This window comes from Microbacterium sp. GCS4 (assembly GCF_001262495.1).
GTDB lineage: Bacteria > Actinomycetota > Actinomycetes > Actinomycetales > Microbacteriaceae > Microbacterium.
This window is the reverse complement of record NZ_LGYE01000001.1, coordinates 250,098-273,913: the sequence shown is the minus strand read 5'-3', so window position 1 is coordinate 273,913 and position 23,816 is coordinate 250,098. Positions and strand designations below refer to the sequence as shown.

Below are 23,816 nucleotides of genomic sequence, written 5' to 3'. Positions count from 1 at the left end.
TACCGAGGGCCTCCTGTACGGCCCCGGAGACCGGCCGGGAGAAATCATCGGGCGTCGAACAGGCCCCGGATGTCGTCGGCGGTGAGCGACTGCGCGAACAGGTCGTCGTCGTCCATCACCGCTGAGAACAGTCGCGCCTTCCGACGCTGCAGGTCGAGCACCTTCTCCTCGATCGTGCCCGTCGCGACCATTCGATACACGAACACCTGCTCCGTCTGTCCGATGCGATGTGTGCGGTCGATCGCCTGGGCCTCCGCGGCAGGGTTCCACCAGGGATCGAGGAGGAAGACGTAGTCCGCCTCGGTGAGCGTGAGTCCGAAGCCCCCGGCCTTGAGGCTGATGAGGAACACGGGCTGCTCCCCCGCGGTGAATCCGTCGACGACCTCCTGCCGCCGTCGGGTCGATCCGTCGAGTCTCGCGAACGGGATGCCCGCCGCCGCAAGGCGCTCCTGCGCGAGATCGAGGAACGACGTGAACTGGCTGAACACCAGTGCACGGTGTCCCTCCGCCTGCAGTTCCTCCACGCGTTCGAGCAGCACGTCCAGCTTGCGGGAGCCGATCGTCGCATCGCCCTCGTCGATCAGCGCGGGGGCGAGGCTCAGCATGCGCAGCAGCGTGAGCGAGCGGAACACGATGAAGCGGTTCCGATCGAGGTCCTCGAGCAGCCCCAGGACCTTCTGGCGCTCGCGCTGCAGCACCACGTCGTACAGGGAGCGGTGTGCGGAGCTCAGCTCGATCTCGAGCAGCTGCTCCTGCTTCGGTGGGAGATCGGCGGCGACATGGTCCTTCGTGCGCCGCAGGACCAGCGGACGGATCCGCCGCCGCAGCTGGGCGAGACGACGGCGTCGGTAGTCGCCGCCCTCGGCGTTCTCCGCAACCTTGCCCTGCTCGATGGGCTGGAGGTAGTGCTCGCGGAACGCCCGTGCCGAGGCGAACAGCCCCGGGGCCGTGAGCGAGAGAAGCGCCCAGAGCTCGCTGAGGCTGTTCTCCATCGGGGTGCCTGTGACGGCGATGGTCACTTCGGCGTCGAAGGATGCGACGGCGCGATGCACCCTCGTCGCGGGGTTCTTCACGAACTGCGCCTCGTCGAGCACCAGGGCCGCCCAGGACACGCGTGCGAACGCGTCCTCGTCGAGCCGCGCGACCGCGTAGGACGTCACGACGACATCGGCGCCCGCAGCGGCCGTCACGAGAGATCCAGCACCCCCCGCGATCGTGGAGCCTGCGACCACCACGCGCAGATCTGGTGCGTGGCGCGCGGCCTCCGCGCGCCACGTGCCCGTCACCGAGGTCGGCGCGACGACGAGGAAGGGACGGGTCTCGCCCTGCTCCCGCGCGTGCTGCATGAGCGCGAGCAGTTGCAGCGTCTTGCCGAGACCCATGTCGTCGGCCAGGATGCCGCCCAGTCGATGCCGCCACAGGAAGGCGAGCCAGTCGAAGCCGGACTTCTGGTACGGACGAAGGGCGGCCTTGAGGCCGAGCGGCACCGGCGTCGGCGGGACGCCGGAGGAATCGCGCAGGCCTTCGACGGTCGCCCGCCAGGTCACGGCGGGCAGTGCTTCGTCGGCCAGGTCCTCGAACTCCTCCCAGAGATCGACCTGATAGCGGCTGATCCTGGGGCCCGTCTCCCACTCGTCGAGGCCGCCCGCCTCGTCGATGAGGTCACGGAGCCGCCCGAGCGCGGGGTGCGCGAGGGAGAAGTAGCCTCCGTCCGCGAGCAGGAGCTTCTTGCGGCCCCTGCTCAGGGCCGTGAAGAGGGGCTCGAAGGGGATGCTGCGTCCATCGATCCGCACGAGGACTCCGAGGTCGAACCAGTCGGCATCGGTGGTCTCGACCGTCGAGATCGTGACCTCCGGCTCACCGGACAACTCGTGATACGCCTTTCGACGTCCGGTGACGACGACCTCCACGCCCTCGGCCTCGAGTGCGGGGACCGCCGCGGACACGAACTCCGCAGCCGCGACGTCGTGCAGGGACCCCTGCGGTGCGAACTCCCGTTCCGTCGCACGGGTCCAGACGTCGACGAGTCCCCCGCGCGCGTCATCCTCGGCGTGCACGTCGCGCACCGCATCGCCCGTCCAGGAGAAGGGATGCCGTCCGAACCCGGCGTAGTCCCACTCGAACGTCCATCGCACGACGTCGCCGGACTGGAACGCCACCGTGATCACCGGGGTCGGACGGGGAAGCTCGGGCAGCCGCACCGCGCCGTGCGCGCGCACCGCGATACGGCGTGCGAGCAGCGGATACGCGTCCCGCAGGAAGGCCCGCTCCTCGCCGGCGTCGATCTCGACCCCGGAGCGCGCCGTGAGCAGCGCCCGCACGGCCGGATCCAGCGGCGACTCCCCCAGGAGCACGTCCATCCCTCGACCGACGACGGCCGCAGTGTAGACCCCGGTGCCCCCGATCGGGTGGATGTCCTCGGCGGTCACGGTCGTCCCGTCCAACACAGCCGCGGCCTGCATGCGCAGTGCGCCCGAGTCCTCCCGCCGGATCTCCGCGGACAGTTCCACGGAGTCGACGAGCGTCACCCTCACCTGCTTCTGCGTCGACACGAGCGGGATGCCGAGAGCGGCGGCGGCGCGCAGGTGCGGCCAGAGGAGCGCCGACTCCACATGATCAAGGATCAACCAGTCGCCGGAGGCGCCGGAGAGCAGAGAGTCGCGTGAGATGTTCAGGAGATCGGCGAACCAGCGGGATGCCGCGGCGGCGAACTGCGTGCCCGGACGCCGCACCAGGTCCCACGAGGCACCGCCCTGGATCCAGGCGCCGGTCGCGTCACTGCGCACCAGGGGGCGCACCCCCAGGAGCACCTCCCCCTCGCGCTTCGCGATGTCACGCGGCGTGGCCGCGCGCTGCGGCCTCGCGGACCATGAGCCCCGGGGATCGCGGAGACGCAGTTCGACACCCAGTGCCAGAGGGGCGCGCCTTCCGCCCTCGGGGGTCGGCAGCAGGGAGCGCCAGTCGTTCATCCCGCCATCGTCCCGTGATCCGCCGACATCGACGCCGTCGACATCCGTGCGTTCGCGCTCAGGCGGCGCGCGCCACCCGCGCGAGCACGCCGTGCACGAAGGCGCCGGAGTCGTCCGTCGAGAACTCCTTGGCGAGTTCCACAGCCTCGTCGATCGCGACAGCGGTCGGCACCTGGTCGTTGTACAGGATCTCCCACACGCCGATGCGCAGCAGCGCCCTGTCGACCGCGGGCATGCGCTCGAGACGCCAGTCGCGGCTGTGCGTCGTGATCTGTTCGTCGATCTCGTCTCGGTGATCGAGGATCCCGTCGACGACCTCGCGGGCGTAGAGCCAGGAGGCCTCGCGCGCCGGCTCGCTGGCCGCACGCGTCGCCTCCGCTGCGAGCGTGACGGCGAGCTCGTCGCCACGCACGTCCGCGGAGAAGAGGATGTCGAGTGCGCGCTTGCGCGCCTTCGTCCGGGCGCTCACGCCTTACTTCTCGCGACCGAGGTAGTCACCCGTGCGGGTGTCGACCTTGACCTTGGTGCCGGCCTCGACGAAGAGCGGGACCTGGATCTCATAGCCGGTCTCCAGCGTTGCGGGCTTGGTGCCGGCGGACGAGCGATCTCCCTGGAGTCCGGGCTCGGTGTACGTGATCTCGAGGATCACCGACGCGGGCAGGTCGAGGTACAGCGGGTTGCCGTTGTTGAGCGCGATGGTGACCTGCTGGTTCTCGAGCAGGAAGTTCTTGGCGTCGCCGACGGTGGCTGCGCCGACCGTGATCTGGTCGAAGTCGGTCTGGTCCATGAACACGTAGCCGTCGCCGTCCGTGTACAAGTAGGTGTAGTCGCGGCGGTCGACGTTCTCGATCTCGATCTTCGCGCCCGCGTTGTACGTGCGGTCGACGACCTTGCCTGACACGACGTTCTTGAGCTTGGTGCGCACGAACGCCCCGCCCTTGCCCGGCTTCACGTGCTGGAACTCGATGACGCTCCAGAGCTGTCCATCGATGCTGAGGACGACGCCGTTCTTGATGTCTGCGGTAGATGCCATGTGCGGGAGTTCCGTTTCGTGAGTCCGTGGGGGCCGCTCGCTGCCGGATGGCGGGGCGGGCCGACAGTCGATTCTACGGGATGAGCGCGACGAGCTGTCGCACGGCGGTCGCGTACCCCTCGACGCCCTCGCCGATCACGCGCACCGCAGCGACGTCGTGGAGATACGAGTGGTGACGGAACTCCTCGCGGGCGTACACGTCCGAGATGTGCACCTCCGCGAACGGCAGATCGACCCCGGTGAGCGCATCGCGCAGCGCCACGGACGTGTGCGTCAAGCCGCCGGGGTTGATCACGATCCCTGCGCAGTCGGCGCGTGCGTCGTGGATCGCGTCGATCAGGACGCCCTCGTGGTTGCTCTGGACCGCGCGGAGCTCGTACCCCTCGTCCCGCGCGGTCGCGACCGTGAGGGCCACGACGTCGGCGAGCGTCGCCGTGCCGTAGACCTCAGGCTCGCGGGTGCCCAGCAGGTTGAGGTTCGGCCCGTTCACGAGCAGGATGCGGCGGGTCACTCCCCCACCTCCTGATACGCGGCGAACAGCAGCGACTCGTCGGGAGCCTGGAGCACGGTCGGCTTGCCGATCTCGTCGAGGAGGATGAACCGCAGCATCCCTCCCCTGGTCTTCTTGTCGCGCTGCATCGTCGCGAGCAGCGTCCGCCAGGCGCCGGCCCGGTACGTCGTCGGCAGCCCGAGCGACTGCAGGATCGTCCGGTGCCGCTCGGCCGAGGCGTCGGACAGCCGGCCTGCGAGGCGCGAGAGCTCTGCGGCGTAGACCATGCCGATCGAGATGGCCGCGCCATGACGCCAGCGGTAGCGCTCGGCGTGCTCGATGGCGTGCCCGAGCGTGTGGCCGTAGTTGAGGATCTCCCGCTGACCGGCCTCACGGAAGTCGTCCGAGACGACCCGGGCCTTCATGTCGATCGCGAGCTCGATCGCACGGCGGAACTCCGGGGTGGTCGTGTCGACGGCGCGCGCGGGGTCGGACTCGACGATGTCGAGGATCTCGGGCGCCCAGATGAACCCCGCTTTCACGACCTCGGCGAAGCCCGCGGTGGCCTCGTTCGCGCTGAGGCTGCCCAGCTCGTCGAGGTCGCCGATGACGGCCCTCGGCGCCCAGAACGCGCCGACGAGGTTCTTGCCCTCGGCGGTGTTGATGCCCGTCTTCCCGCCGACCGAGGCGTCGACGAGCCCGAGGACGGTGGTCGGCACCTGCACGAGCTGCACGCCACGGAGCCACGTCGCGGCGACGAACCCGGCAAGATCCGTGACGGCGCCGCCGCCATAGCCGATCACGGCGTCCGAGCGGGTGAAGTCGGCCTGTCCCATGACCTGCCAGCAGAACGCAGCCACCTCGATGCGCTTGCCCTGCTCGGCATCCGGTACCTCGGCGAGCAGCACCTCGCGCGGCCCGTTCGCGGTATCGGCGAGCAGGCGGTCGCGCAGCTCGGCGGCACGCGCGGCGAGCGTCGGCGGATGCACCACCAGCACCTTGCGCACCCCGGCGTCGAGCGCGTCCGACACCCGATCGAGGATGTCCCGCCCGATCGTGATGTCGTACGGGGTCTCCCCCGTGACGCTGATGGTCGTCGTGCTCATGCCTGCTCTCTCCTCCATGCGGCGATCTCCTCGGCGATGCGATGCATCGGCCGTCGTGAGGTGTCGAACGTCGTCGACGCCACCTCCTCGTACCAGCGGCGACGCTCCTCCAGGATGCGCGTCCAGCGGCCGAGCGGATCCTCTCCGTCCAGCAGCGGACGTCCACCGCCGGCGATCCTCTCGGCGACCGCCTCGGGCGTCACCGTCAGGAAGACGACCGGATGCTCTCGGAGGAGGTCGCGTGTGCCCGCATCCGTCACGGCTCCGCCGCCGAGCGAGACGACTCCGCCTTCGCCGAGCGCCGCGGCGACGGCCTCCCGCTCGAGTTCCCGGAACCGATCCTCGCCGAACTCGGCGAAGATCGTCGGGATCGGTCCGTGCGCCGCGACGACGCGCTTGTCCGTGTCGATGAACGGCACCTTCAGCCTGCGGGCCACCCGACGTCCCACACTGGTCTTGCCGGCGGCCATCGGGCCGACCAGCACCAGCGTGAGCCGTTCAGCCTCGCTCGTCATGCGCGATGAGCGCCGCCTCGGAGGCCGGGGTCGTGCGCAGCTCGGCGGGGATCGCGTCGAGGTATCCCTCGAGATTGCGTCGCGTCTCGCGCACGCTGTCGCCGCCGAACTTCTCCAGCACGGCTCGAGCGAGCTCGATCGCGACCATGGCCTCGGCGACCACGCCGGCGGCGGGCACGGCGCACACGTCGGAGCGCTGGTGGTGGGCCGTGGCGTCGTCGCCGGTCGCGACGTCGATCGTGCGCAGCGCATGCGGCACGGTCGCGATGGGCTTCATACCTGCGCGGACGCGCAGAACGGTGCCCGTGGACATCCCGCCCTCGGTGCCGCCTGCTCGGTCGGATCCCCGGGCGATGCCGTCGGCGGTCGCGAAGAGCTCGTCGTGCGCGGCGGATCCGCGGCGGCGGGTGGTCTCGAAGCCGTCTCCGACCTCTACTCCCTTTATCGCCTGGATGCTCATGAGCGCCTGCGCGAGGCGCGCGTCCAGACGGCGGTCCCAGTGCACGTGCGAACCGAGCCCAGGCGGGAGACCGTAGGCGAGCACCTCCACGATGCCGCCGAGCGTGTCGCCGTCCTTCTTGGCGTCGTCGACCTCGGCGACCATTCGCGCGGAGGTCTCCGCGTCGAAGCAGCGCAGCGGATCGGCGTCCAGTGCGTCGACGTCGTCGGGCGTGGGGAGCGCGGCACCCTCCGGCACCTGCACGGGACCGATCGAGAGAGTGTGGCTCACGAGACGGATGCCGAGCTCTCCCAGGAAGGAGCGTGCAACGGCGCCGAGTGCGACGCGCGCGGCGGTCTCGCGCGCGCTCGCCCGCTCGAGGATGGGCCGCGCCTCGTCGAAGTCGTACTTCTGCATGCCCACGAGGTCGGCATGGCCGGGGCGCGGTCGCGTGAGCGGGGCGCTGCGACCACGCGACTTGTCCGTCAGCTCGACGGGCTCGGGGTTCATGACCTCGATCCACTTGGGCCACTCGGTGTTGCCGATGCGGAGCGCGATCGGGCTGCCGAGGGTCTTCCCGTGTCGCACGCCGCCGGAGATCGACAGCTCGTCCTGCTCGAACTTCATGCGCGACCCCCGGCCGTAGCCGAGCTTGCGACGTGCGAGGTCGGCCTGGATCGCCTCGGACGAGACCGGGACGCCCGAGGGCAGGCCCTCCATGACGGCAATGAGTTCTGGGCCGTGCGATTCGCCGGCCGTGAGCACGCGGAGCATTGCTCTAGTCTCCCACGCGTCGCACCCCGATTCGTGCCGCGTGTCGTCCTACGACTCGAGCGCCTCGCGCATGGCACTCAGCACAGCTGCCTCGTCGTCGAGCGGGATGCCCGGATCGGCGTGGTGGAAGATGCGGACCTGCCGCACGGCCTGGTGGAGCAGCATCCCGAGTCCGGACACGGCCTCCCCGGGCCAGACCGTCGCCAGCGACGATGGCCAGGGCGCGTAGGCGACGTCGAACAGCACTCCCCCGGTGGCCGCGAGAGGCTCGACGATGCCCGCATCAAGGGCGCTGCCGCCGGGGAGCGTCGCGACGGTGAGGGCGACCGGGGACGGCGGTTCGTCGAAGGGGGCCGCGTGGGCATCGAGACCCAGATTCTCCGCGAGCGCGAGGAGGTGCGCGGCGCGCTCCGGCCGACGCGCGCGCACGTCGACGCGGGTGGCTCCCATCTCGCTGACGGCGACGAGGGCGGATGCCGCGGTCGCGCCAGCGCCGAGGATGCGGACGTGGTCCACCTCGGTCACCCGGTACTCGTGCAGCGCATCGACGATGCCGCCGACGTCGGTGTTGAAGCCGTGCAGGCGCTCCGCGAACAGGAGCGTGTTGACGGCGCCGGTGAGCTCGGCGTGGCGGTCACGGACGTCCGCAGCCCGATGAGCGCTCTCCTTGAGCGGCATCGTGAGGGACAGACCCCGCCAGGTGGCGTCGAGCGACTGCAGAGAAGCGCCGAAGCCCTCGGCGTCGACCCGGCGGCGCGAGTACTCCCAGTCGAGACCGAGCGCCCGATAGGCCGCGTCGTGCAACTGCGGCGAACGGGAGTGCGCGATGGGGTCGCCCCATACGGCGAGACGCGTACGGGTCATCCGGCCGCGCATCCTCCGTCGGGGTTCTCCTTGCACCACTGGTCCCATTTCTCGACGCCCTGCAGGTGCTCCTCGTAGGTCTCCGAGAACTGGGTCTCGCCCGTCGCGAGGTTGACCGTCACGAAGTAGAGCCAGGGGCCATCCGCCGGGTTCATCGCCGCCTTGATCGCGGCGTCGCTCGGACTCGCGATCGGCGTGACGGGCAGTCCCGTGTTGACGTAGGTGTTCCAGGGGTTGGGGTCGGCAAGTGCCTCGGCAGAGCTGGACACGACGCCCTCGTGCAGGGAGCCGTAGCCGTACTGTGCCGTCGAGTCCATCTGCAGCTTCATGTCGATGTCGAGGCGGTTCTGGATGACGCGCGACACCTTGTCGAAGTCGGCCGTCATGCCCTCACGCTGGATGATCGACGCGATCGTCAACACGCGCTGCTCGTCACCGGCAGGCACGCCCGCCGCGTTCAGCGACTCGCGCGTGCGGTCGACCATCCGCTGGATGACGCCCTGCGCGGTGACACCGGGATCGAACGTGTAGACGGCCGGGAAGAGCCAGCCCTCGAGGCTCTGCGCATCGACGCCGTAGGCGGCCGGCCCCAGATCGATCGCCGCCTGCAGATCCTCCACCGGCATCCCCAGGGACTCCGCCATGGTCGGGAGCGACGACGCGATCGTGGCACCTTCGGAGACGCTCGCGGAGTTCTCCATCTTGTTCTCGGGGTTCTGCAGCGCCTCGAGCGCGGATTCCGCCGTCATCTTCTCCTGCATGCGGTAGACACCCGGGTAGAAGGTGACCGCGATGTTCTCGTTCACGAGGTAGTCGTAGAAGACGTCCTCCGTGCGGGTCACGCCCGCTTCGAAGAGCGCCGTCGACACGGGTCCCCCGGTGTCGCCGTCCTTGATCGTCACGAGCACCTCGCCCGACGCGATCCCCGGCTCCCAGTCCTTCGGGTCGCCCCAGCCGAGCGTGTCGCTGATCTTGTCGCCGTAGGTGTTCCACGCCCAGACGCCGGCACCCACGATCCCGCCGATCACGGCGAGCACGATGATGAGGGCGACGAGGCAGCCGGTGCGGCGCTTCTTCGTGCGCGGAGCACCATGCCTCTCGTCCGCCGCCGGCTCGCTGTGGAAGAGATCTTCCAGACGACCCCCGGCGGCAGGGGCGCCGGGGTCCGTGGTCTCGGCTGCCGGGGCCTGCGCGCCCGCCGCCGGCGTGCGCGTGATCGGCAGAGCGCGCGTCGGCGTCCCCTCGTCCTGTGTCGCATCGGCGACGGGCGAGGAGACGACCGGACTCGTGCGGCCCGGGGCGTCGACCGGCGCTGACGTCGGTCGCGACGCGGATGCGGGAGTCGGAACCTCAGGCTGCGGCCCGCCCTCGTCGGGCGAGGTGGGGTCGGCGGCATCGCCGCCGCTCAGTCCGTTCGCTCGACTCGCGGCCTCGCGCGCGGCCCGGCGCGACCCGGGAGCCGGCGGGGTGTTGTCCACCGTGGGGCTCTGCAGCGTCGGGTCGGGAAGGTTCTCGAACAGGTCGCCCAGGCGGGCGTCCGGATCGTGCCGGGGGGAAGCACTATCGCGTTCGGGCATCGTCAGGGGGACTCCTCGTCGAGCGGAATCGTGGAGCCGGGCGGGTTTCCCATGCTCTTCTCCGTATCAATCGCCTGCTGCAGCAGGACCACGGCGGCGACCTGATCCACAATGCTACGAGAGTTCTTCTGGGTTCTGCCCGAAGATCTCAATGCGGCGTGTGCGGTCACCGTGCTGAGCCGCTCGTCGACGAGCCTCACCGGCGTGCCCACGCGCGCCTCGATCGCCGCCGCGAACTCGCGCGCGTCGGTGGTCGACGCCGTGTCCGCGCCGCGGAGGTTCACCGGCAGACCGATGACGATCTCGAGCGGTTCGTACTCGGCGGCGATCTGCGCGATCCGGTCGATCGCCGCATCGTCGCGCGGCACGGTCTCCACCGGCACGGCGAGCATGCCGTCGGGGTCGCATCGCGCGACGCCGATCCGTGCCCGGCCGACGTCGATCCCGAGGCGAACCCCGCGGCGGAAGCCCGTCACGCTGCCTGCAGCTCCTGAGAGACGGCCTCGAGCGCGGCGGACAGCGCCGCAGCATCCGTCCCCCCGCCCTGAGCGACGTCGTCGCGTCCCCCGCCGCCACCGCCGAGCACGGATGCAGCGCGCTTCGCGAGCGCTCCGGCCTTCGCGCCGGCCGCGCGGGCGGCGTCGTTCGTCGCGACGACGACGACCGGTCGACCGTTGACGACCGCTCCGAGGGCCACGACGGCGGGATCGGAGCCGAGACGCTCGCGCACGCCGAGGACGAGCTCTCGCACGTCATCGGCCGAAGCGGCGTCCCCGAGCGACTGGGCAGCGACGCGATAGGCGCCCACGCGCGAGGCCGCGTCCGCGATCGCGGGCACCTGGCCGGCGCGCTCCTTGGCCTCGAACTGCGCGATGCGCTTCTCCGCGGCCTTCAGGCTCGACGACAGGTCCGCGATGCGCTCGGCGAGCTGATCGCGCGGCGTCTTGAGGGATGCGGTGAGCTGCGACACGAGCGCACGCTCGGCGGCGAGTTCGCGGAAGGCGTCCTGCCCGACCAGCGCCTCGATGCGGCGATTCGATGCGCCGACGGACGACTCGCCGACGAGGCTGACCAGACCGATCTCGGAACTCGAGGTCACGTGCGTGCCGGCGCAGAGCTCACGCGACCAGGGGCCGCCGATGTCGACCATGCGCACGACATCGCCGTACTTCTCGCCGAACAGCGCCATGGCGCCGGCGTCCTTCGCCTCATCGAGCGTGACGATGCGAGTCGTGACCTCGAGCGCGTCGTTGACGGCTCGGTTCGTGATCTCCTCGATCTCGGAGCGCGTGTCGGTCGACAGCGCCTGCGACCATGCGAAGTCGAACCGCATGTACCCCGCACGGTTCAGCGATCCGGACTGGGTGGCGGTCGGGCCGAGCGTGTCGCGGAGCGCCGCGTGCACGAGGTGCGTGGCGGAGTGGGCCTGGCGCGCGGCGCGGCGGTTCGCGGCGTCCACGACCGTGGTGGCCGCATCGTCGACCGAGACGGAGCCGCGGGTCACCTCGACCGTGTGGCTGATGAGGCCCGGCACGGGCTTCTGCACGTCGAGGACCTCGAGTTCGTAGCCGGGGCCGACGATCACGCCCTTGTCGGCGACCTGTCCACCGGACTCCGCGTAGAGCGTGGTCTCGGCGAGAACGATCTCGGCGATCTGTCCCTCGGCGGCCGAACGCACGACCTGGCCGTCGACGAGGATGCCGAGCACGCGAGAGTCGACCTCGAGCTCGGTGTAGCCGTCGAAGCCCGTCTCGCCGAGCGCCCGAAGGTCGCGGTACACCGAGACGTCCGCGAGCTGGCGCTTGCGGTTGCGGGCGTCGGTCTTGGCACGATCCCGCTGCTCCTTCATGAGGGAGTCGAACGCCGCACGGTCGACTTCGAGACCCGCTTCTTCGGCGACCTCCAGCGTCAGGTCGATCGGGAATCCGTAGGTGTCGTGGAGCAGGAAGGCCTCGCGACCGCTGAGGGCCGTCGATCCGCTCTTCTTGGTGTCGTCCAGGGCGAGGTCGAGGATGGTCGACCCCTGGGCGAGCGTGCGTCGGAACGTCTCCTCCTCGGCGAAGGCGGCGGACGACAGCGTCGCCCAGTCGCTCTCGAGCACCGGGTACGCGGACTTCATGGCGTCGCGAGAGGCCGCGAAGAGCTCGGGGAATGCGGGCTCGTCGACGCCCAGGAGGCGCATGGCGCGTACCGTTCGCCGCATGAGACGGCGGAGGATGTAGCCGCGGCCCTCGTTCGACGGGCGGACGCCGTCCGACAGCAGCATGAGGGACGAGCGGACGTGGTCGGCGATCACCCGGAAGCGCACGTCGTCCTCGTGCACGGCGCCGTAGCGACGGCCCGAGAGCTCGACGGCGCGGTCGAGCACCGGACGCACCTGATCGATCTCGTACATGTTCTCGACACCCTGCTTGAGGAAGGCGACGCGCTCGAGGCCCATGCCGGTGTCGATGTTCTTCATCGGCAGCTCGCCGACGATGTCGAAATCCGTCTTGCCGCGGATGTTCTCGATGAAGTCCTGCATGAAGACGAGGTTCCAGATCTCGAGGAACCTGGTGTCGTCAGCGGCGGGCCCGCCGTCCTTGCCGTAGGACGGACCGCGGTCGAAGAAGATCTCCGAGTCGGGTCCCCCGGGGCCGGGCTGACCCGTGTTCCAGTAGTTGTCGGCACGGCCCAGGCGCTGGATGCGCTCAGGCTTCAGACCGATGATGTCGCGCCAGATCGCCTCGGCCTCGTCGTCCGTCTCGTAGACCGTGACCCAGAGGTCCTTCTCGTCGAAGCCGAGTCCGCCGTCGGTCTCGGAGCTCGTCAGCAGCTCCCAGGCGTAGCGGATCGCGCCTTCCTTGAAGTAGTCGCCGAACGACCAGTTGCCGAGCATCTGGAAGAACGTGCCGTGGCGAGCCGTGCGGCCGACCTCTTCGATGTCGTTGGTGCGGATGCACTTCTGCACATCGGCGATGCGCGGGTGCGGAGGCGGGACCACACCGGTGAGGTACGGGATCATCGGGACCATGCCCGCCACCGTGAAGAGCAGCGAGGGGTCGTCGCTGACCAACGAGGACGAGGGGACGATGAGGTGGTCGTTCTTCTCGAAGAAGTCGAGGTAGCGCTGCGCGATCTCCGCAGTGTTCATGGGTGTGCCGGGTGTCCTTGCGTACGGGGTGGGGAATGGCGGACGGTCGTCTCGGCGCTCGCGCGCCCGACGGTCAGTCGTCCGCGGGGTCGGTGAGTCGTGCCTGCTGCTCGCGGTACGCGTCGCCGATGATGCCGGTGAACTCGTTGATCCGAGCGTCGACCTCCGCGAGGATGTCGTGTCCGCGCGGGTCCTTGTTCATGAAATGCGCCGCGACGAAGCCGCCGATCACGCCGATCAGGAACCACAGCACGTTCTTCATGTCGTCATCCTCGTGTCAGACCCGCGGAGGCGCGGTCTCTCCATCGTAGGCGGAAACGACAGAGGGCGTCGGGTGACCCCGACGCCCTCTGCTCGAATGCTGATGCTCAGCGAGCCGCGTAGTACTCGACGACGAGCTGCACTTCACAGGTCACGGGGACCTCGGCGCGCTTCGGACGACGGACCAGGCGGGCCTGGAGCTTGTCGAGCTCGACCTCGAGGTAGCCGGGAACGGGAGGCAGGACCTCGGCGTGACCGCCGGCTGCTGCCACCTGGAAGGGCTCGGTGCCCTCGCTCTTGGGCTTGACGTGGATGAGCTGACCCGGCTTCACGCGGAACGACGGGCGGTCGACGAGCTGGCCGTCGACGAGGATGTGACGGTGCACGACGAGCTGGCGAGCCTGTGCGGTGGTGCGGGCGAAGCCCGAACGCAGCACGAGGGCGTCGAGACGCATCTCGAGGAGCTCGACCAGGTTCTCACCGGTCAGGCCGTCCTGACGACGAGCCTCGTTGAACGTGTTGCGCATCTGCTTCTCGCGGATGCCGTACTGCTCGCGCAGACGCTGCTTCTCACGCAGACGGACGGCGTAGTCGCTGTCGGCCTTGCGCTTGGTGCGGCCGTGCTCACCCGGAGCGTAGGGACGCTTCTCGAGGTAGCGGGCGGCCTTCGGGGTGAGCGCCACGCCGAGGGCGCGGCTGAGACGGACCTTGCGGCGGTCCTGGGACTTCGTGGTCACGAAGCTGTCCTTCCGATGACGCGGTCGCGTCTTTCGCGACTCGCGGACGTATCGCCGCGTCCTGCCTTGGAGCGCACGCCGGGGCGCCAGCAAGGTGTGGTGTGGACGAGGAGATGCCCGAAAACTCGGTTTCGAGCCGATCTAGTCTAACAGATCGACTCCGGTACTCGTGGATCACCCATCCGCACCGACGGACGGTCGAAAGGATGCCTCTCCTGCACGAGGTCGTCCGGGTCCGCATCGAGGCGGCCGACGCCCTCGATCCCGCACGATTCGTTCATCCCGACGCGCGGACGGCCGCCGTGTACATCCGGCTCCTCGCAGCGGACGGCGTGGCGTCGATGGTGGCGAACGCGCGGGGCACGATGCTCGCGATCGTCGTCGACGACGCGACGGTGCTGCCCCTGTTCGTCCCCGACACGCGCTCGGCGGCCAACACGTCCTACACCTCGTCGTGCCGGCCTGCGAGGAGACCTTCTTCGTGGCGCGCGGGGCGGAATGGCTGCGGCGGCGATGCCCCGACGTGCGCATCGCCGCCGGATCGTTCGACGACATCGCCGCGCTGCACGACGAGCACGAGGCGATGCGGGTCCTCGAGCGCCTGGATGTCCCCGTCCCCGAGACCGCACTTCGACGCGATCGTCTCGCCGCATCGCATCGAATGCACTCCCCCGGGTCACCAGCGGCATCCACTGTCTCGCGGATGCCGACCTCGGCGCACTCTTCGCCGCACCGCACCCGCCCGAGGATCAGCCGCCACCGGCGAGGGCCGTGGCGCCCGCGCCGATCCGGGTGATGAACCTCTTCCGCCGAGGGCGAACCGACCGCGGCATCGGCGATGTCGTGCACGTCCGCGACGATCCGATGCCGTCGTTCGCGTATGCCCTGCTGCTCGGCGGGTTCGCTCTCACCGCGCTCCGGAATCGCGTCCCGCTCGCGGCCGCGACGACCCGGGATATCGAATGGCACGGGCAGGAGCTTCCCGATCGGTGAACCGCCCGCGCGTTTCCCGCGGGGTCAGCGTCCGTCGAGGATGCGACGGATGCGTTCGAGACGTGCCGAGATGTCGCGTTCGGCGCCGAGGTTCTTCGGCTCGTAGTATCGCCGTCCCTGCAGCTCGTCCGGCAGGTACTGCTGCGGGAGGATGCCGAACTCGCTGTCGTGCGGGTACACGTACCCCCGGCCGTGTCCCAACCTCTTCGCTCCCGGATAGTGCGCGTCGCGCAGATGCAACGGCACGCGACCGAAGCCGCCGGCGCGGATATCGGCGATCGCGGCGTCGATGCCCGTGTAGGCCGCGTTCGATTTCGCGGTGGTCGCGAGGTACACCGTGGCCTCGGCGAGCGGGATGCGCCCCTCGGGCATGCCGATGAACGCCACGGCATCCGCGGCGGCCACCGCGATCGACAGCGCCTGCGGATCGGCGAGCCCGACGTCCTCCGACGCGGAGATCACCAGGCGACGGGCGATGAAGCGCGGGTCCTCCCCCGCTTCGATCATGCGCGCGAGGTAGTGCAGCGCCGCGTCGGGGTCGGAACCGCGGATGGACTTGATGAACGCGCTGATCACGTCGTAGTGCTCGTCGCCCTGACGGTCGTAGCGCAGCAGCGCCTTGTCGACCGCCTGCGCGACGTCGTCGGCGCTGACCGCCGGGGTCTCACCCTCCTGACCCTGCGACATCGCGACTGCCGCCGCGGCTTCGAGACCCGTGAGCGCGCGGCGCGCATCTCCGGATGCCAGGCGGATCAGGGCGGCGCGCGCGTCGTCCGCGAGAGACACCGCGCCGTTCAGCCCACGGGCATCGGCGACGGCGCGGTCGACCAGCACGCCGATGTCGTCGTCGGTGAGCGGTTGCAGCGTCAGCAGGAGCGAGCGGGACAGCAGCGGCGAGATGACGGAGAACGAGGGGTTCTCGGTCGTCGCGGCGATCAGGATGACCCAGCCGTTCTCGACGCCCGGGAGCAGCGCGTCCTGCTGCGCCTTGGTGAATCGGTGGATCTCGTCGAGGAACAGGATGGTCGTCTGGCCGTAGAGGTCGCGCTGGGTGATCGCCTCCTGCATGACCTCCCTGACGTCCTTCACTCCTGCCGTGATGGCCGAGAGCTCGACGAAGCGACGTCCCGAGGAGCGGGCGATCGCCTGCGCGAGAGTCGTCTTGCCCGTCCCGGGCGGGCCCCACAGGATGATCGACACCGCTCCCGGCGACGATGCCGCGGGATCCGCCAGAGCGACGATCGGCGATCCTGCGCGGAGCAGGTGCTTCTGCCCCGCGACCTCCTCGAGCGACACCGGACGCATGCGCACGGCGAGGGGCGTCTGCCCGGAGAGCAGTGCGGCAGCGGAGGTCATCTCCCCAGGCTAACGCGGGCCGGCGACACTGCGGTGTCCCGCGTGAGCGCGCGGTCGGCGGTAGGCTCTCTGGCGACGCGCCCGATCGCGTCGGAACAGGGAGCAGGGCATGGCGGCACGCGGATCCAAGGGTGCACAGCGTTCGCGCACCGAGGCGGAGCGCGCACGGCTCCACGTCGCGCGCACGGGGTGGCACGATCGTCAGATCCGCCGGCGGGTGCGTGACAACACGATCGCCGTGATCGTCGGGATCATCGTCGTCGGAGGGGCCGTCGCCAGTCAGGTGGTGCATGCACAGGTCACTGCACCGGCGCCCGAGCCGACGCCCAGCGTCGAGCCCACCGACGCGCCCCTTCCCACGGACTCGCCGCTTCCCTCCGACTCCCCCGCGCCCGCCGAGGAGCCCGCCCCGAGCGAGACGCCCGCGGGGTGACGCGACCTCGCCCCATCACGGGGCGTCCGGCGTACTAGGCTGGCTCTCGTCCTTTCCGCCTCCCGCGGTCCGTCCGCGCAAGGAGAATCACGTGTCTGCCACCGACCCCTCGAAGCCGACTCCGCCCGTCCCGGCCCCGCCGGCCGTGCCCATGCCGCGCAAGCTGCCGACTCCCGCCTCCGTGGCGCCCGTCACCGCCGCGATCCCGACCCCCTCGTCCGACGCCGCCGAGTGGGGCCGCGTCGCTGAGGACGGCACGGTCGAGGTCCGCGAGGGCGAGACCTGGCGCGTCGTCGGCCAGTATCCCGACGGCACGCCGGAGGAGGCTCTCGCCTACTTCGTGCGCAAGTACGACGACATCGCGTTCAAGGTGGTCGCTCTCGAGCAGCGGCACGCCGCGGGCGGCGCCTCGGCGAGCGACCTCGTCAAGCAGGCCGGGCACCTCCTCGAGGAGGCCACGGATGCCGCAGCGGTCGGTGACCTCGCCGGACTCCGGGATCGTCTGAACGCCCTGACGTCGTCGCTGTCGGAGGCCACCGCGCAGGAGGCGCAGCAGGCCAAGGAGCTCGTGGACCAGGCGATCGCCGACCGCACCGCGCTCGTCGAGCGCGCCGAGGCGATCGCCGCGCGCGATCTCTCCAAGGTGCAGTGGAAGCAGGTCACCGCGGAGCTCGGCGAGCTCTTCGATGCGTGGCAGGCTCAGCAGCAGAACGGACCCCGCCTGTCGAAGGGGATCTCGCAGCAGCTCTGGAAGCGATTCCGCGACGCACGCTCCGTCGTCGACAAGGCGCGCCGTGCGTTCTACTCCGAGCTCGACGACGCCCACAAGACCGCGCGCGATGCGAAGTCGCGCCTGGTGGAGCGCGCCGAGGCTCTCGCGCCCCGTGGCGTGGACGGCATCCCCGCGTACCGCACTCTCCTCGACGAGTGGAAGGCCGCGGGTCGCGCCGGCCGCAAGGCGGACGACGCACTGTGGGCCCGGTTCAAGGCCGCCGGCGACGCGCTGTACTCGGCCCGCGCCGAACAGGCCGCCGCGGAGGAGGCCGACTCGGCTCCGAAGATCGAGGCACGCCAGGCCCTCCTCGAGGAGGCGAAGGCCGTCGCCGACGAGTCCAACATCAAGCGCGCCCGCGCGCTGCTCACCGGCATCCAGCGCCAGTGGGACGAGATCGGCCGCATCTTCCCCCGCGACAAGGAGCGCGCGCTCGACGATCGTCTGCGCGTGATCGAGCAGGCGCTCAAGGCCCGCGAGGACGTGGACTGGAAGAAGAACAACCCGGAGACGAAGGCACGCGCCAACGACATGAGCTCGCAGCTCGTGGAAGCGATCGAGAAGCTCGAGTCCGAACTCGCCGCCGCTGAGAAGTCCGGCGACAAGAAGGCAGCGAAGGAAGCGGCCGACGCCCTCGAAGCTCGTCGTGCCTGGCTGAACGCGCTCGGCGGCTGAGTCTCCACGGGCGACTCTCCACAGAATCGCCATACGGCACCGAAGGGCGGGATGCACTGCGCCACACTGGCGTGATGCATCCCGCTCTCCTGTATCTGCCGGGTGGTCGTCTGGCGCTCGCCGAGCTCTGCGCCGCCCGGCTCGACGGGCACCTCGTGGACCTCGGCGACGGATTCATCCCGGCCGACCTCGTCGAAGTGCCTGCCACACGTGCCGCGACCCTGGCCTCCCTGATCCCCCGCGGCACGGCGGCCTCGGGTCGGACCGCCGCATGGATCCACGGCGCCGGGGATGCTCCCCCGGCCAGACATCATGTGAGTCGGGCGATCGGCAGCCGATTCCGTCCTGCGCCGTCCACCCGACTCGTCATGCACGACGTGTTCGTCGATGCGAGCGATCGGATGCTGCTCGGCGGCGTCCTGACCACGACACCGCTGCGCACGATGGTCGACCTCGCCGTGGCACTCCATCGAGACCCGGGCGTCCGGGCATGGATGACGGCGCTCGCCGCCGTCGATCCCGAGCTGGTGCCCGCCGCCGTCGCTGCGATCGACGCGCTGCATCGGGTGCCCGGGAAGGTGTCAGGGCGCGCGGCCCTTCTGCGGATCAGGACGATGTGACGCGGTACACGTCGTACACCGCGTCGATGCGGCGCACGGCGTTGAGGACACGGTCGAGATGCACCGCGTCGCCCATCTCGAACACGAAGCGACTGAGGGCCAGCCGCTCGTCCGTCGTGCTCACCGTCGCCGACAGGATGTTGACGTGGTGCTCACTGAGCACCCGGGTGACGTCCGAGAGCAGACCGGAGCGGTCGAGTGCCTCCACCTGGATCTGCACCCGGAACACGCTCTTGGTCGTCGGCGCCCACGACACCTCGACGAAGCGGTCCTCCTCGCTCGCGAGCGCCTTGACGTTGACGCAGTCCGAACGATGCACCGAGACGCCGCTCCCCCGCGTGACGAAGCCGACGATGTCGTCTCCCGGCACCGGGGTGCAGCATTTCGCGACCTTCACGAGGATGTCCGCAGCCCCGCGCACCAGCACGCCCGAGTCTCCGGCGCGCGCTTCACGGGTGGGGACGCGCTCCGGCAGGTCGATCGCGCCCGTGGGCGGATCGCTCTCGGCGACCAGCGCGGTGACCTTCTCGAGCACCGACTGCGTGGAGACGTGTCCCTCGCCCACCGCTGCGTAGAGCGCCGAGACGTCTTCGTACTTGAGCTGATGCGCGACCTCGGCGAACGAGTCCTGGCTCATCAGGCGCTGGAGCGGGAGGTTCTGGCGTCGCATCGCCCGGGCGATGGACTCCTTGCCCTGCTCGATCGCCTCCTCGCGGCGCTCCTTCGTGAACCAGCCGCGGATCTTGTTGCGCGCGCGGGTGCTCTTGACGAAGCCGAGCCAGTCCTGGCTGGGGCCGGCGTCGGGATTCTTGGAGGTGAAGACCTCGACCACGTCGCCGCTCTTGAGCTCGGACTCCAGGGGCACGAGACGTCCGTTGACCTTCGACCCCATGGTCCGGTGGCCGATCTCGGTGTGCACGGCGTACGCGAAGTCCACGGGGGTCGCACCGGCGGGAAGGCCGATCACGCGGCCCTTCGGGGTGAAGACGTAGACCTCCTTCGCGCCGATCTCGAAGCGCAGGGAGTCGAGGAACTCGCCGGGATCGGCGGTCTCGGCCTGCCAGTCGGAGATGTGCGCGAGCCACGCCATGTCGCGGTCGGCCGCGCGGACCTCGGCCTTGCCGCCGTTCATCCGTTCCTTGTACATCCAGTGCGCCGCGACACCGTACTCGGCCTGCTGGTGCATCTCGTGCGTGCGGATCTGGATCTCGACCGTGCGACCGGACGGACCGATCACCGTGGTGTGCAGCGACTGGTACAGGTTGAACTTCGGCGTCGCGATGTAGTCCTTGAAGCGACCGGGAAGCGGCGTCCATCGTGCGTGGATCGCTCCGAGCACCGCATAGCAGTCGCGCACGGAGGCGACCAGAACCCGGATGCCGATCAGATCGTAGATGTCGTCGAACTCTCGTCCTCGGACGACCATCTTCTGGTAGACCGAGTACAGCTGCTTAGGGCGGCCGACGACCTTGCCGCGGATGCGGAGATCGCGCAGATCCTCGTCGATCTCCTCGACGACCTGACCCAGGTACTTCTCGCGCTGCGGAGTGCGCTGTGCGATGAGGTTGTGGATCTCGTTGTAGATCTTCGGGTGCAGCACGGCGAACGAGAGATCCTCGAGTTCCGACTTGATGGCCTGGATGCCGAGTCGGTTGGCGAGGGGCGCGTAGATCTCGAGCGTCTCCTTGGCCTTCTTGGCTGCCTTCTCGGGAGGCACGAAGCCCCAGGTCCGGGCATTGTGCAGCCGGTCGGCGAGCTTGATGAGGAGCACGCGGATGTCCTTCGACATCGCGACGATCATCTTGCGGACCGTCTCGGCCTGCGCGCTCTCGCCGTACTTGACCTTGTCGAGCTTCGTGACGCCGTCGACGAGCATCGCGACCTCGTCGCCGAACTCGGCGGTCAGATCGGTCAGCGCGTACCCGGTGTCCTCGACCGTGTCGTGCAGCAGCGCGGCCGCGATGGCCCGAGGACCGAGCCCCATCTCGGCGAGGATCTGCGCGACGGCGAGCGGGTGCGTGATGTACGGCTCGCCGCTCTGACGCTTCTGGCCCTCGTGCTTCTCCTTGGCGACCGCGTATGCGCGCTCGATGACCGCGATGTCGCCCTTGGGGTGATTGGCCCGGACGGTGCGGAGGAGGTTGTCCAGGTCGTTGACCCGGGGCGCACGGGAGAAGATGCGGGGAACCAGTCGTCTCAGGCTCGATCCCTGCGACGTCGTCTGCGGTTCCGCCATCCGCTCACCTCCGAATCACAACATCTTACGCGTGCTCGGCGGGGTGCGGCCCCGCCGAGCGGGAACGATCAGGCCTCGACGGCTGCGCGCTCGCGCGATTCGCGCACTCGCGCGTCACGAGCCTTGATCTGCGGCTCGTTCTCGCGGAAGAGCGAGTAGAGCGGTGCGGCCACGAACAGCGTGGAGTACGTCGCCACCAGGATGCCGACGAAGATCGACAGCGAGATGTCGGTGAGCGTCTCGGCCCCGAGCCAGAACGATCCGATGAAGAGGATCGCACCGACGGGCAGAGCCGCGACGACCGAGGTGTTGATCGAGCGGACGAGCGTCTGGTTCACGGCCAAGTTGACCGACTCGCCGAACAGGCGCGCGGACTTCTCACCGTCCTCCGTCGTGTTCTCGCGGATCTTGTCGAACACGACCGTGGTGTCGTACAGCGAGTAGGCGAGGATGGTCAGGAAGCCGATCACGGCGGCAGGCGAGATCTCGAATCCGGCCAGCGCGTAGACGCCGACCGTGATCACGAGCACGTCGAGCAGACCGAGGATGGCCGCGGCGGACATCTTCCAGGTGCGGAAGTAGATCGCGAGGATCAGGAACGTCAGCGCGAGGAAGATCGCGAGACCCCACAGCGACTGCTTCGTGACGTTCTCGCCCCAGGCCGGTCCGATGAACGACGAGGTGACCGCGTCCGCGTCCACCTTGTATGCCTCCGCCAGGGCCGCGGAGACCTGCTGCGTCTCGGCGGAGCTCATCTGGTCGGTCTGGACGCGGATGTCGGAGCCGTTCACCACGACGACCTTGGTCGCGGCCTCGGGAACGACCGACTGCACGGCGTCCGTCGCGGTCTGCTGGTCGGTCGTGTCCGGCGCCTGCACCGTGAACTGCGATCCACCCGTGAACTCGATCGAGAACTGGATCGGACGGATGAGCGGCACGAGGGCCGAGCCCACGACGAGCGCGATCGCGATGATGAACCACAGGCGGCGCTTGCCGACGAAGGGGAAGGACGTCTTGCCCGTGTAGAGGTTGTTTCCGAACTCGTTCATGGAAGCCATCACGCGTCCCCCTCACTTCCGGTGCTGGTGCGTTTCTCACCGGCGAGTGCTTCGGCGCGCTTGCGCTCCGCGATGGTCTGGCGACGCTCGGCCTCTCCGCGCGAGCGGGCGTTCTTCGCACCGCGTCCGGTGGAGGCGGCGGAGACCTCACGGAACTGGGTGCGGCTGCGATACACGGCTCCGAGGGACTCGGGGTCGAGACCGGACAGCTTGTGGCCGCCCCCGAAGAACTTCGTGCGGGCGAGGATCTGCATGACCGGGTGCGTGAAGATCACGAAGATCAGGACGTCGATGATGGTCGTCAGACCGAGCGTGAACGCGAAGCCCTTCACGGTGGCGTCCGCGAGGATGTACAGCACCACGGCCGCGAGCACGTTGATCGACTTCGAGATGTAGATCGTGCGTTTGGCGCGACCCCATCCGTCTTCGACGGCCGCGGTGATCGATTTGCCGTCTCGCAGCTCGTCTCGGATGCGCTCGAAGTAGACGATGAACGAGTCGGCGGTGAATCCGATCGACACGATGAGACCCGCCACACCCGCGAGCGAGAGGCGGAAGCCCAGACGCCAGGCCAGGATGCAGATCACGATGTAGGTCAAGACCGCCATCACCGCGATCGACGCGATGATCACCGTCCCGAGAGCTCGGTAGGAGAACAGCGAGTAGAGGGCGACGAGCGCGAGGCCGATGAGCCCCGCGATCAGCCCGATCTGGAGCTGCTGGGTGCCGAGCGTCGCAGAGACGGTGTCGGAGCTCTGCACCTCGAAGCTGAGCGGCAGGGCGCCGAACTTCAGCTGATCGGCGAGGGTCGTCGCGGTCTCCTGCGTGAAGTCACCGGAGATGCTGGGGCGTCCGTCGAGGATCTGGCCGTTCATGCGCGGGGCACTGATGACGGATCCGTCGAGCACGAACGCGAACTGGTCGCGCGGCGAGAGGTTCGCGAGGCGGTTCTGGTTCAGGCGCGTGCTCACCTCGCCGAAGGCCTGCGTGCCGTCGGCGTTCATGGTCAGCTGCACGATCCATGCGCCGGAGCGCGGGTCGCGTCCGGCCTGCGCGTCGGTGATCGCGGTTCCGGTGAGCTCGGTCGGGCCGAGGATGAACTTCGCCTGACCGGTCGGGTCGCAGGCGATGAGCGGCTTGTCGGCCGGCTCACGGGAGGGATCGTTCTCGGGGTTCGAGCAGTCGTACGCCTGGAACTCCGCCATGAGCTTGTCGGTGACCCAGGAGGGGTCGCTCGCGTCGGTGGGCTCGGCGGTCGGGGTGTCGCTCACCGAGTCGTCGGGCGTCGGGTACGGCGTCTCGTTGCCGTCGTCGCCCACGAAGGTGTTCGTGGCGGCCGTGGTGTAGATGACCGAGCGGAACTGCAGCTGTGCGCTCGACTGGATGCGCTCACGCGTCTGATCGTCTGCCGCGCCCGGGATCTGGACGACGATGTTGCGGCCGCCCTCGGTCGTGATGTCCGCCTCGGCCACACCGGAGGCGTCGACGCGCTGGCGGATGATCGCGGCCGCCTGGTCGAGCTGCTCGGCGGACGGCGCCGCGCCGTCCTCGGTCTCGGCGCTGAGGATGATCTGCGTGCCGCCCTGCAGGTCGAGCGCGAGCTCGGGCGCCCAGGAGCTCTTCTGGAAGACGTAGACGCCGAGCGCGTTGATGCCGAACAGGATGCCCGTCACCAGGAGGAGTCCGAGGAGGACCCGCCAGGCGTGACGGACCGGGGAGGAAGTGGCCACGTGAGATCAGCTTTCTGAGATGCCGGAGTGCCGAGTGCCGCGAGG

22 protein-coding genes are annotated in these 23,816 nt (G+C 69.4%); 4 read left to right on the top strand and 18 right to left on the bottom strand.

Features of this window, described 5'->3' with window-relative positions:
* Positions 1-44: 44 nt before the first annotated feature.
* The 14 genes from AKH00_RS01420 to AKH00_RS17935 all read right to left on the bottom strand — a co-directional run bounded on the left by AKH00_RS01420 (position 45) and on the right by AKH00_RS17935 (position 14,337).
* Complete coding sequence (locus tag AKH00_RS01420; RefSeq protein WP_050720939.1) at positions 45-2,969, bottom strand: DEAD/DEAH box helicase; 2,925 nt, start codon at positions 2,967-2,969, stop codon at positions 45-47.
* Between the two features lie 58 nt (positions 2,970-3,027).
* Entirely contained in the window at positions 3,028-3,438 is a 411-nt protein-coding gene (gene nusB / locus AKH00_RS01415; RefSeq protein ID WP_050720938.1) for a transcription antitermination factor NusB, read from the bottom strand.
* Between the two features lie 3 nt (positions 3,439-3,441).
* Positions 3,442-4,002 carry an elongation factor P gene (efp, locus tag AKH00_RS01410; RefSeq protein ID WP_050720937.1) on the bottom strand — a complete coding sequence of 187 codons (561 nt, stop codon included), beginning with the start codon at positions 4,000-4,002 and terminating at the stop codon, positions 3,442-3,444.
* Positions 4,003-4,075: 73 nt separating this feature from the next.
* The gene (gene aroQ, locus AKH00_RS01405) at positions 4,076-4,513 is read right to left on the bottom strand and encodes a type II 3-dehydroquinate dehydratase (RefSeq protein WP_050720936.1); all 438 of its coding nucleotides are present in this window, start codon (positions 4,511-4,513) and stop codon (positions 4,076-4,078) included.
* Positions 4,510-5,598 (bottom strand): 3-dehydroquinate synthase, encoded by a 1,089-nt coding sequence (gene aroB / locus AKH00_RS01400; RefSeq protein ID WP_050720935.1) that lies wholly within the window; start codon positions 5,596-5,598, stop codon positions 4,510-4,512. Before aroB ends, aroQ begins: the two co-directional genes overlap by 4 nt.
* The gene (locus AKH00_RS01395; protein ID WP_050720934.1) at positions 5,595-6,113 is read right to left on the bottom strand and encodes a shikimate kinase; all 519 of its coding nucleotides are present in this window, start codon (positions 6,111-6,113) and stop codon (positions 5,595-5,597) included. The genes aroB and AKH00_RS01395 overlap by 4 nt, the downstream gene beginning before the upstream one ends.
* The gene (gene aroC, locus AKH00_RS01390) at positions 6,097-7,326 is read right to left on the bottom strand and encodes a chorismate synthase (protein WP_050720933.1); all 1,230 of its coding nucleotides are present in this window, start codon (positions 7,324-7,326) and stop codon (positions 6,097-6,099) included. Before aroC ends, AKH00_RS01395 begins: the two co-directional genes overlap by 17 nt.
* 48 nt (positions 7,327-7,374) lie before the next feature.
* A complete protein-coding gene (locus AKH00_RS01385; protein WP_050721982.1) occupies positions 7,375-8,190 on the bottom strand; it encodes a shikimate dehydrogenase in 816 nt (271 codons plus the stop codon).
* Positions 8,187-9,767 (bottom strand): endolytic transglycosylase MltG, encoded by a 1,581-nt coding sequence (mltG, locus tag AKH00_RS01380; RefSeq protein WP_050720932.1) that lies wholly within the window; start codon positions 9,765-9,767, stop codon positions 8,187-8,189. The genes AKH00_RS01385 and mltG overlap by 4 nt, the downstream gene beginning before the upstream one ends.
* A 2-nt stretch (positions 9,768-9,769) precedes the next feature.
* Positions 9,770-10,243, bottom strand: coding sequence for a Holliday junction resolvase RuvX (gene ruvX / locus AKH00_RS01375; RefSeq protein WP_050720931.1), 474 nt, complete (start codon positions 10,241-10,243; stop codon positions 9,770-9,772).
* Positions 10,240-12,900 (bottom strand): alanine--tRNA ligase, encoded by a 2,661-nt coding sequence (gene alaS, locus AKH00_RS01370; protein WP_050720930.1) that lies wholly within the window; start codon positions 12,898-12,900, stop codon positions 10,240-10,242. Before alaS ends, ruvX begins: the two co-directional genes overlap by 4 nt.
* 73 nt (positions 12,901-12,973) lie before the next feature.
* Positions 12,974-13,162 carry a hypothetical protein gene (locus tag AKH00_RS01365; protein WP_050720929.1) on the bottom strand — a complete coding sequence of 63 codons (189 nt, stop codon included), beginning with the start codon at positions 13,160-13,162 and terminating at the stop codon, positions 12,974-12,976.
* A gap of 106 nt (positions 13,163-13,268) precedes the next feature.
* Entirely contained in the window at positions 13,269-13,898 is a 630-nt protein-coding gene (rpsD, locus tag AKH00_RS01360) for a 30S ribosomal protein S4 (protein ID WP_050720928.1), read from the bottom strand.
* Positions 13,899-14,175: 277 nt separating this feature from the next.
* Positions 14,176-14,337 carry a hypothetical protein gene (locus tag AKH00_RS17935; protein ID WP_161804372.1) on the bottom strand — a complete coding sequence of 54 codons (162 nt, stop codon included), beginning with the start codon at positions 14,335-14,337 and terminating at the stop codon, positions 14,176-14,178.
* 356 nt (positions 14,338-14,693) lie between these two features.
* Here AKH00_RS17935 and AKH00_RS01350 point away from each other — a divergent pair, with 356 nt between their 5' ends.
* Positions 14,694-14,891 (top strand): hypothetical protein, encoded by a 198-nt coding sequence (locus tag AKH00_RS01350; protein WP_152926082.1) that lies wholly within the window; start codon positions 14,694-14,696, stop codon positions 14,889-14,891.
* A 24-nt stretch (positions 14,892-14,915) separates the two neighbouring features.
* Here AKH00_RS01350 and AKH00_RS01345 read toward each other — a convergent pair whose 3' ends face one another.
* Positions 14,916-16,247, bottom strand: coding sequence for a replication-associated recombination protein A (locus AKH00_RS01345; RefSeq protein ID WP_082297339.1), 1,332 nt, complete (start codon positions 16,245-16,247; stop codon positions 14,916-14,918).
* A gap of 109 nt (positions 16,248-16,356) precedes the next feature.
* On the opposite strand from AKH00_RS01345, the gene AKH00_RS01340 reads away from it, so the two are divergent.
* From AKH00_RS01340 to AKH00_RS01330, 3 genes are all read left to right on the top strand, one after another.
* On the top strand, positions 16,357-16,680 hold the full coding sequence (locus AKH00_RS01340) for a hypothetical protein (RefSeq protein ID WP_050720925.1): 324 nt from the start codon (positions 16,357-16,359) through the stop codon (positions 16,678-16,680).
* A 91-nt stretch (positions 16,681-16,771) separates the two neighbouring features.
* Positions 16,772-18,127 (top strand): DUF349 domain-containing protein, encoded by a 1,356-nt coding sequence (locus tag AKH00_RS01335; protein ID WP_235556652.1) that lies wholly within the window; start codon positions 16,772-16,774, stop codon positions 18,125-18,127.
* 74 nt (positions 18,128-18,201) lie between these two features.
* Entirely contained in the window at positions 18,202-18,747 is a 546-nt protein-coding gene (locus tag AKH00_RS01330) for a hypothetical protein (RefSeq protein ID WP_050720924.1), read from the top strand.
* Here the strand turns inward: AKH00_RS01330 and AKH00_RS01325 are convergent.
* The 3 genes from AKH00_RS01325 to secD form a co-directional block, all read right to left on the bottom strand.
* Positions 18,734-20,983: a RelA/SpoT family protein gene (locus tag AKH00_RS01325; protein WP_050720923.1), complete on the bottom strand. Its 2,250-nt coding sequence runs from the start codon at positions 20,981-20,983 to the stop codon at positions 18,734-18,736. The genes AKH00_RS01330 and AKH00_RS01325 overlap by 14 nt on opposite strands.
* A gap of 68 nt (positions 20,984-21,051) precedes the next feature.
* Entirely contained in the window at positions 21,052-22,041 is a 990-nt protein-coding gene (gene secF / locus AKH00_RS01320) for a protein translocase subunit SecF (RefSeq protein WP_050720922.1), read from the bottom strand.
* On the bottom strand, positions 22,041-23,771 hold the full coding sequence (gene secD, locus AKH00_RS01315; RefSeq protein WP_050720921.1) for a protein translocase subunit SecD: 1,731 nt from the start codon (positions 23,769-23,771) through the stop codon (positions 22,041-22,043). The genes secF and secD overlap by 1 nt, the downstream gene beginning before the upstream one ends.
* Positions 23,772-23,816 lie beyond the last annotated feature (45 nt).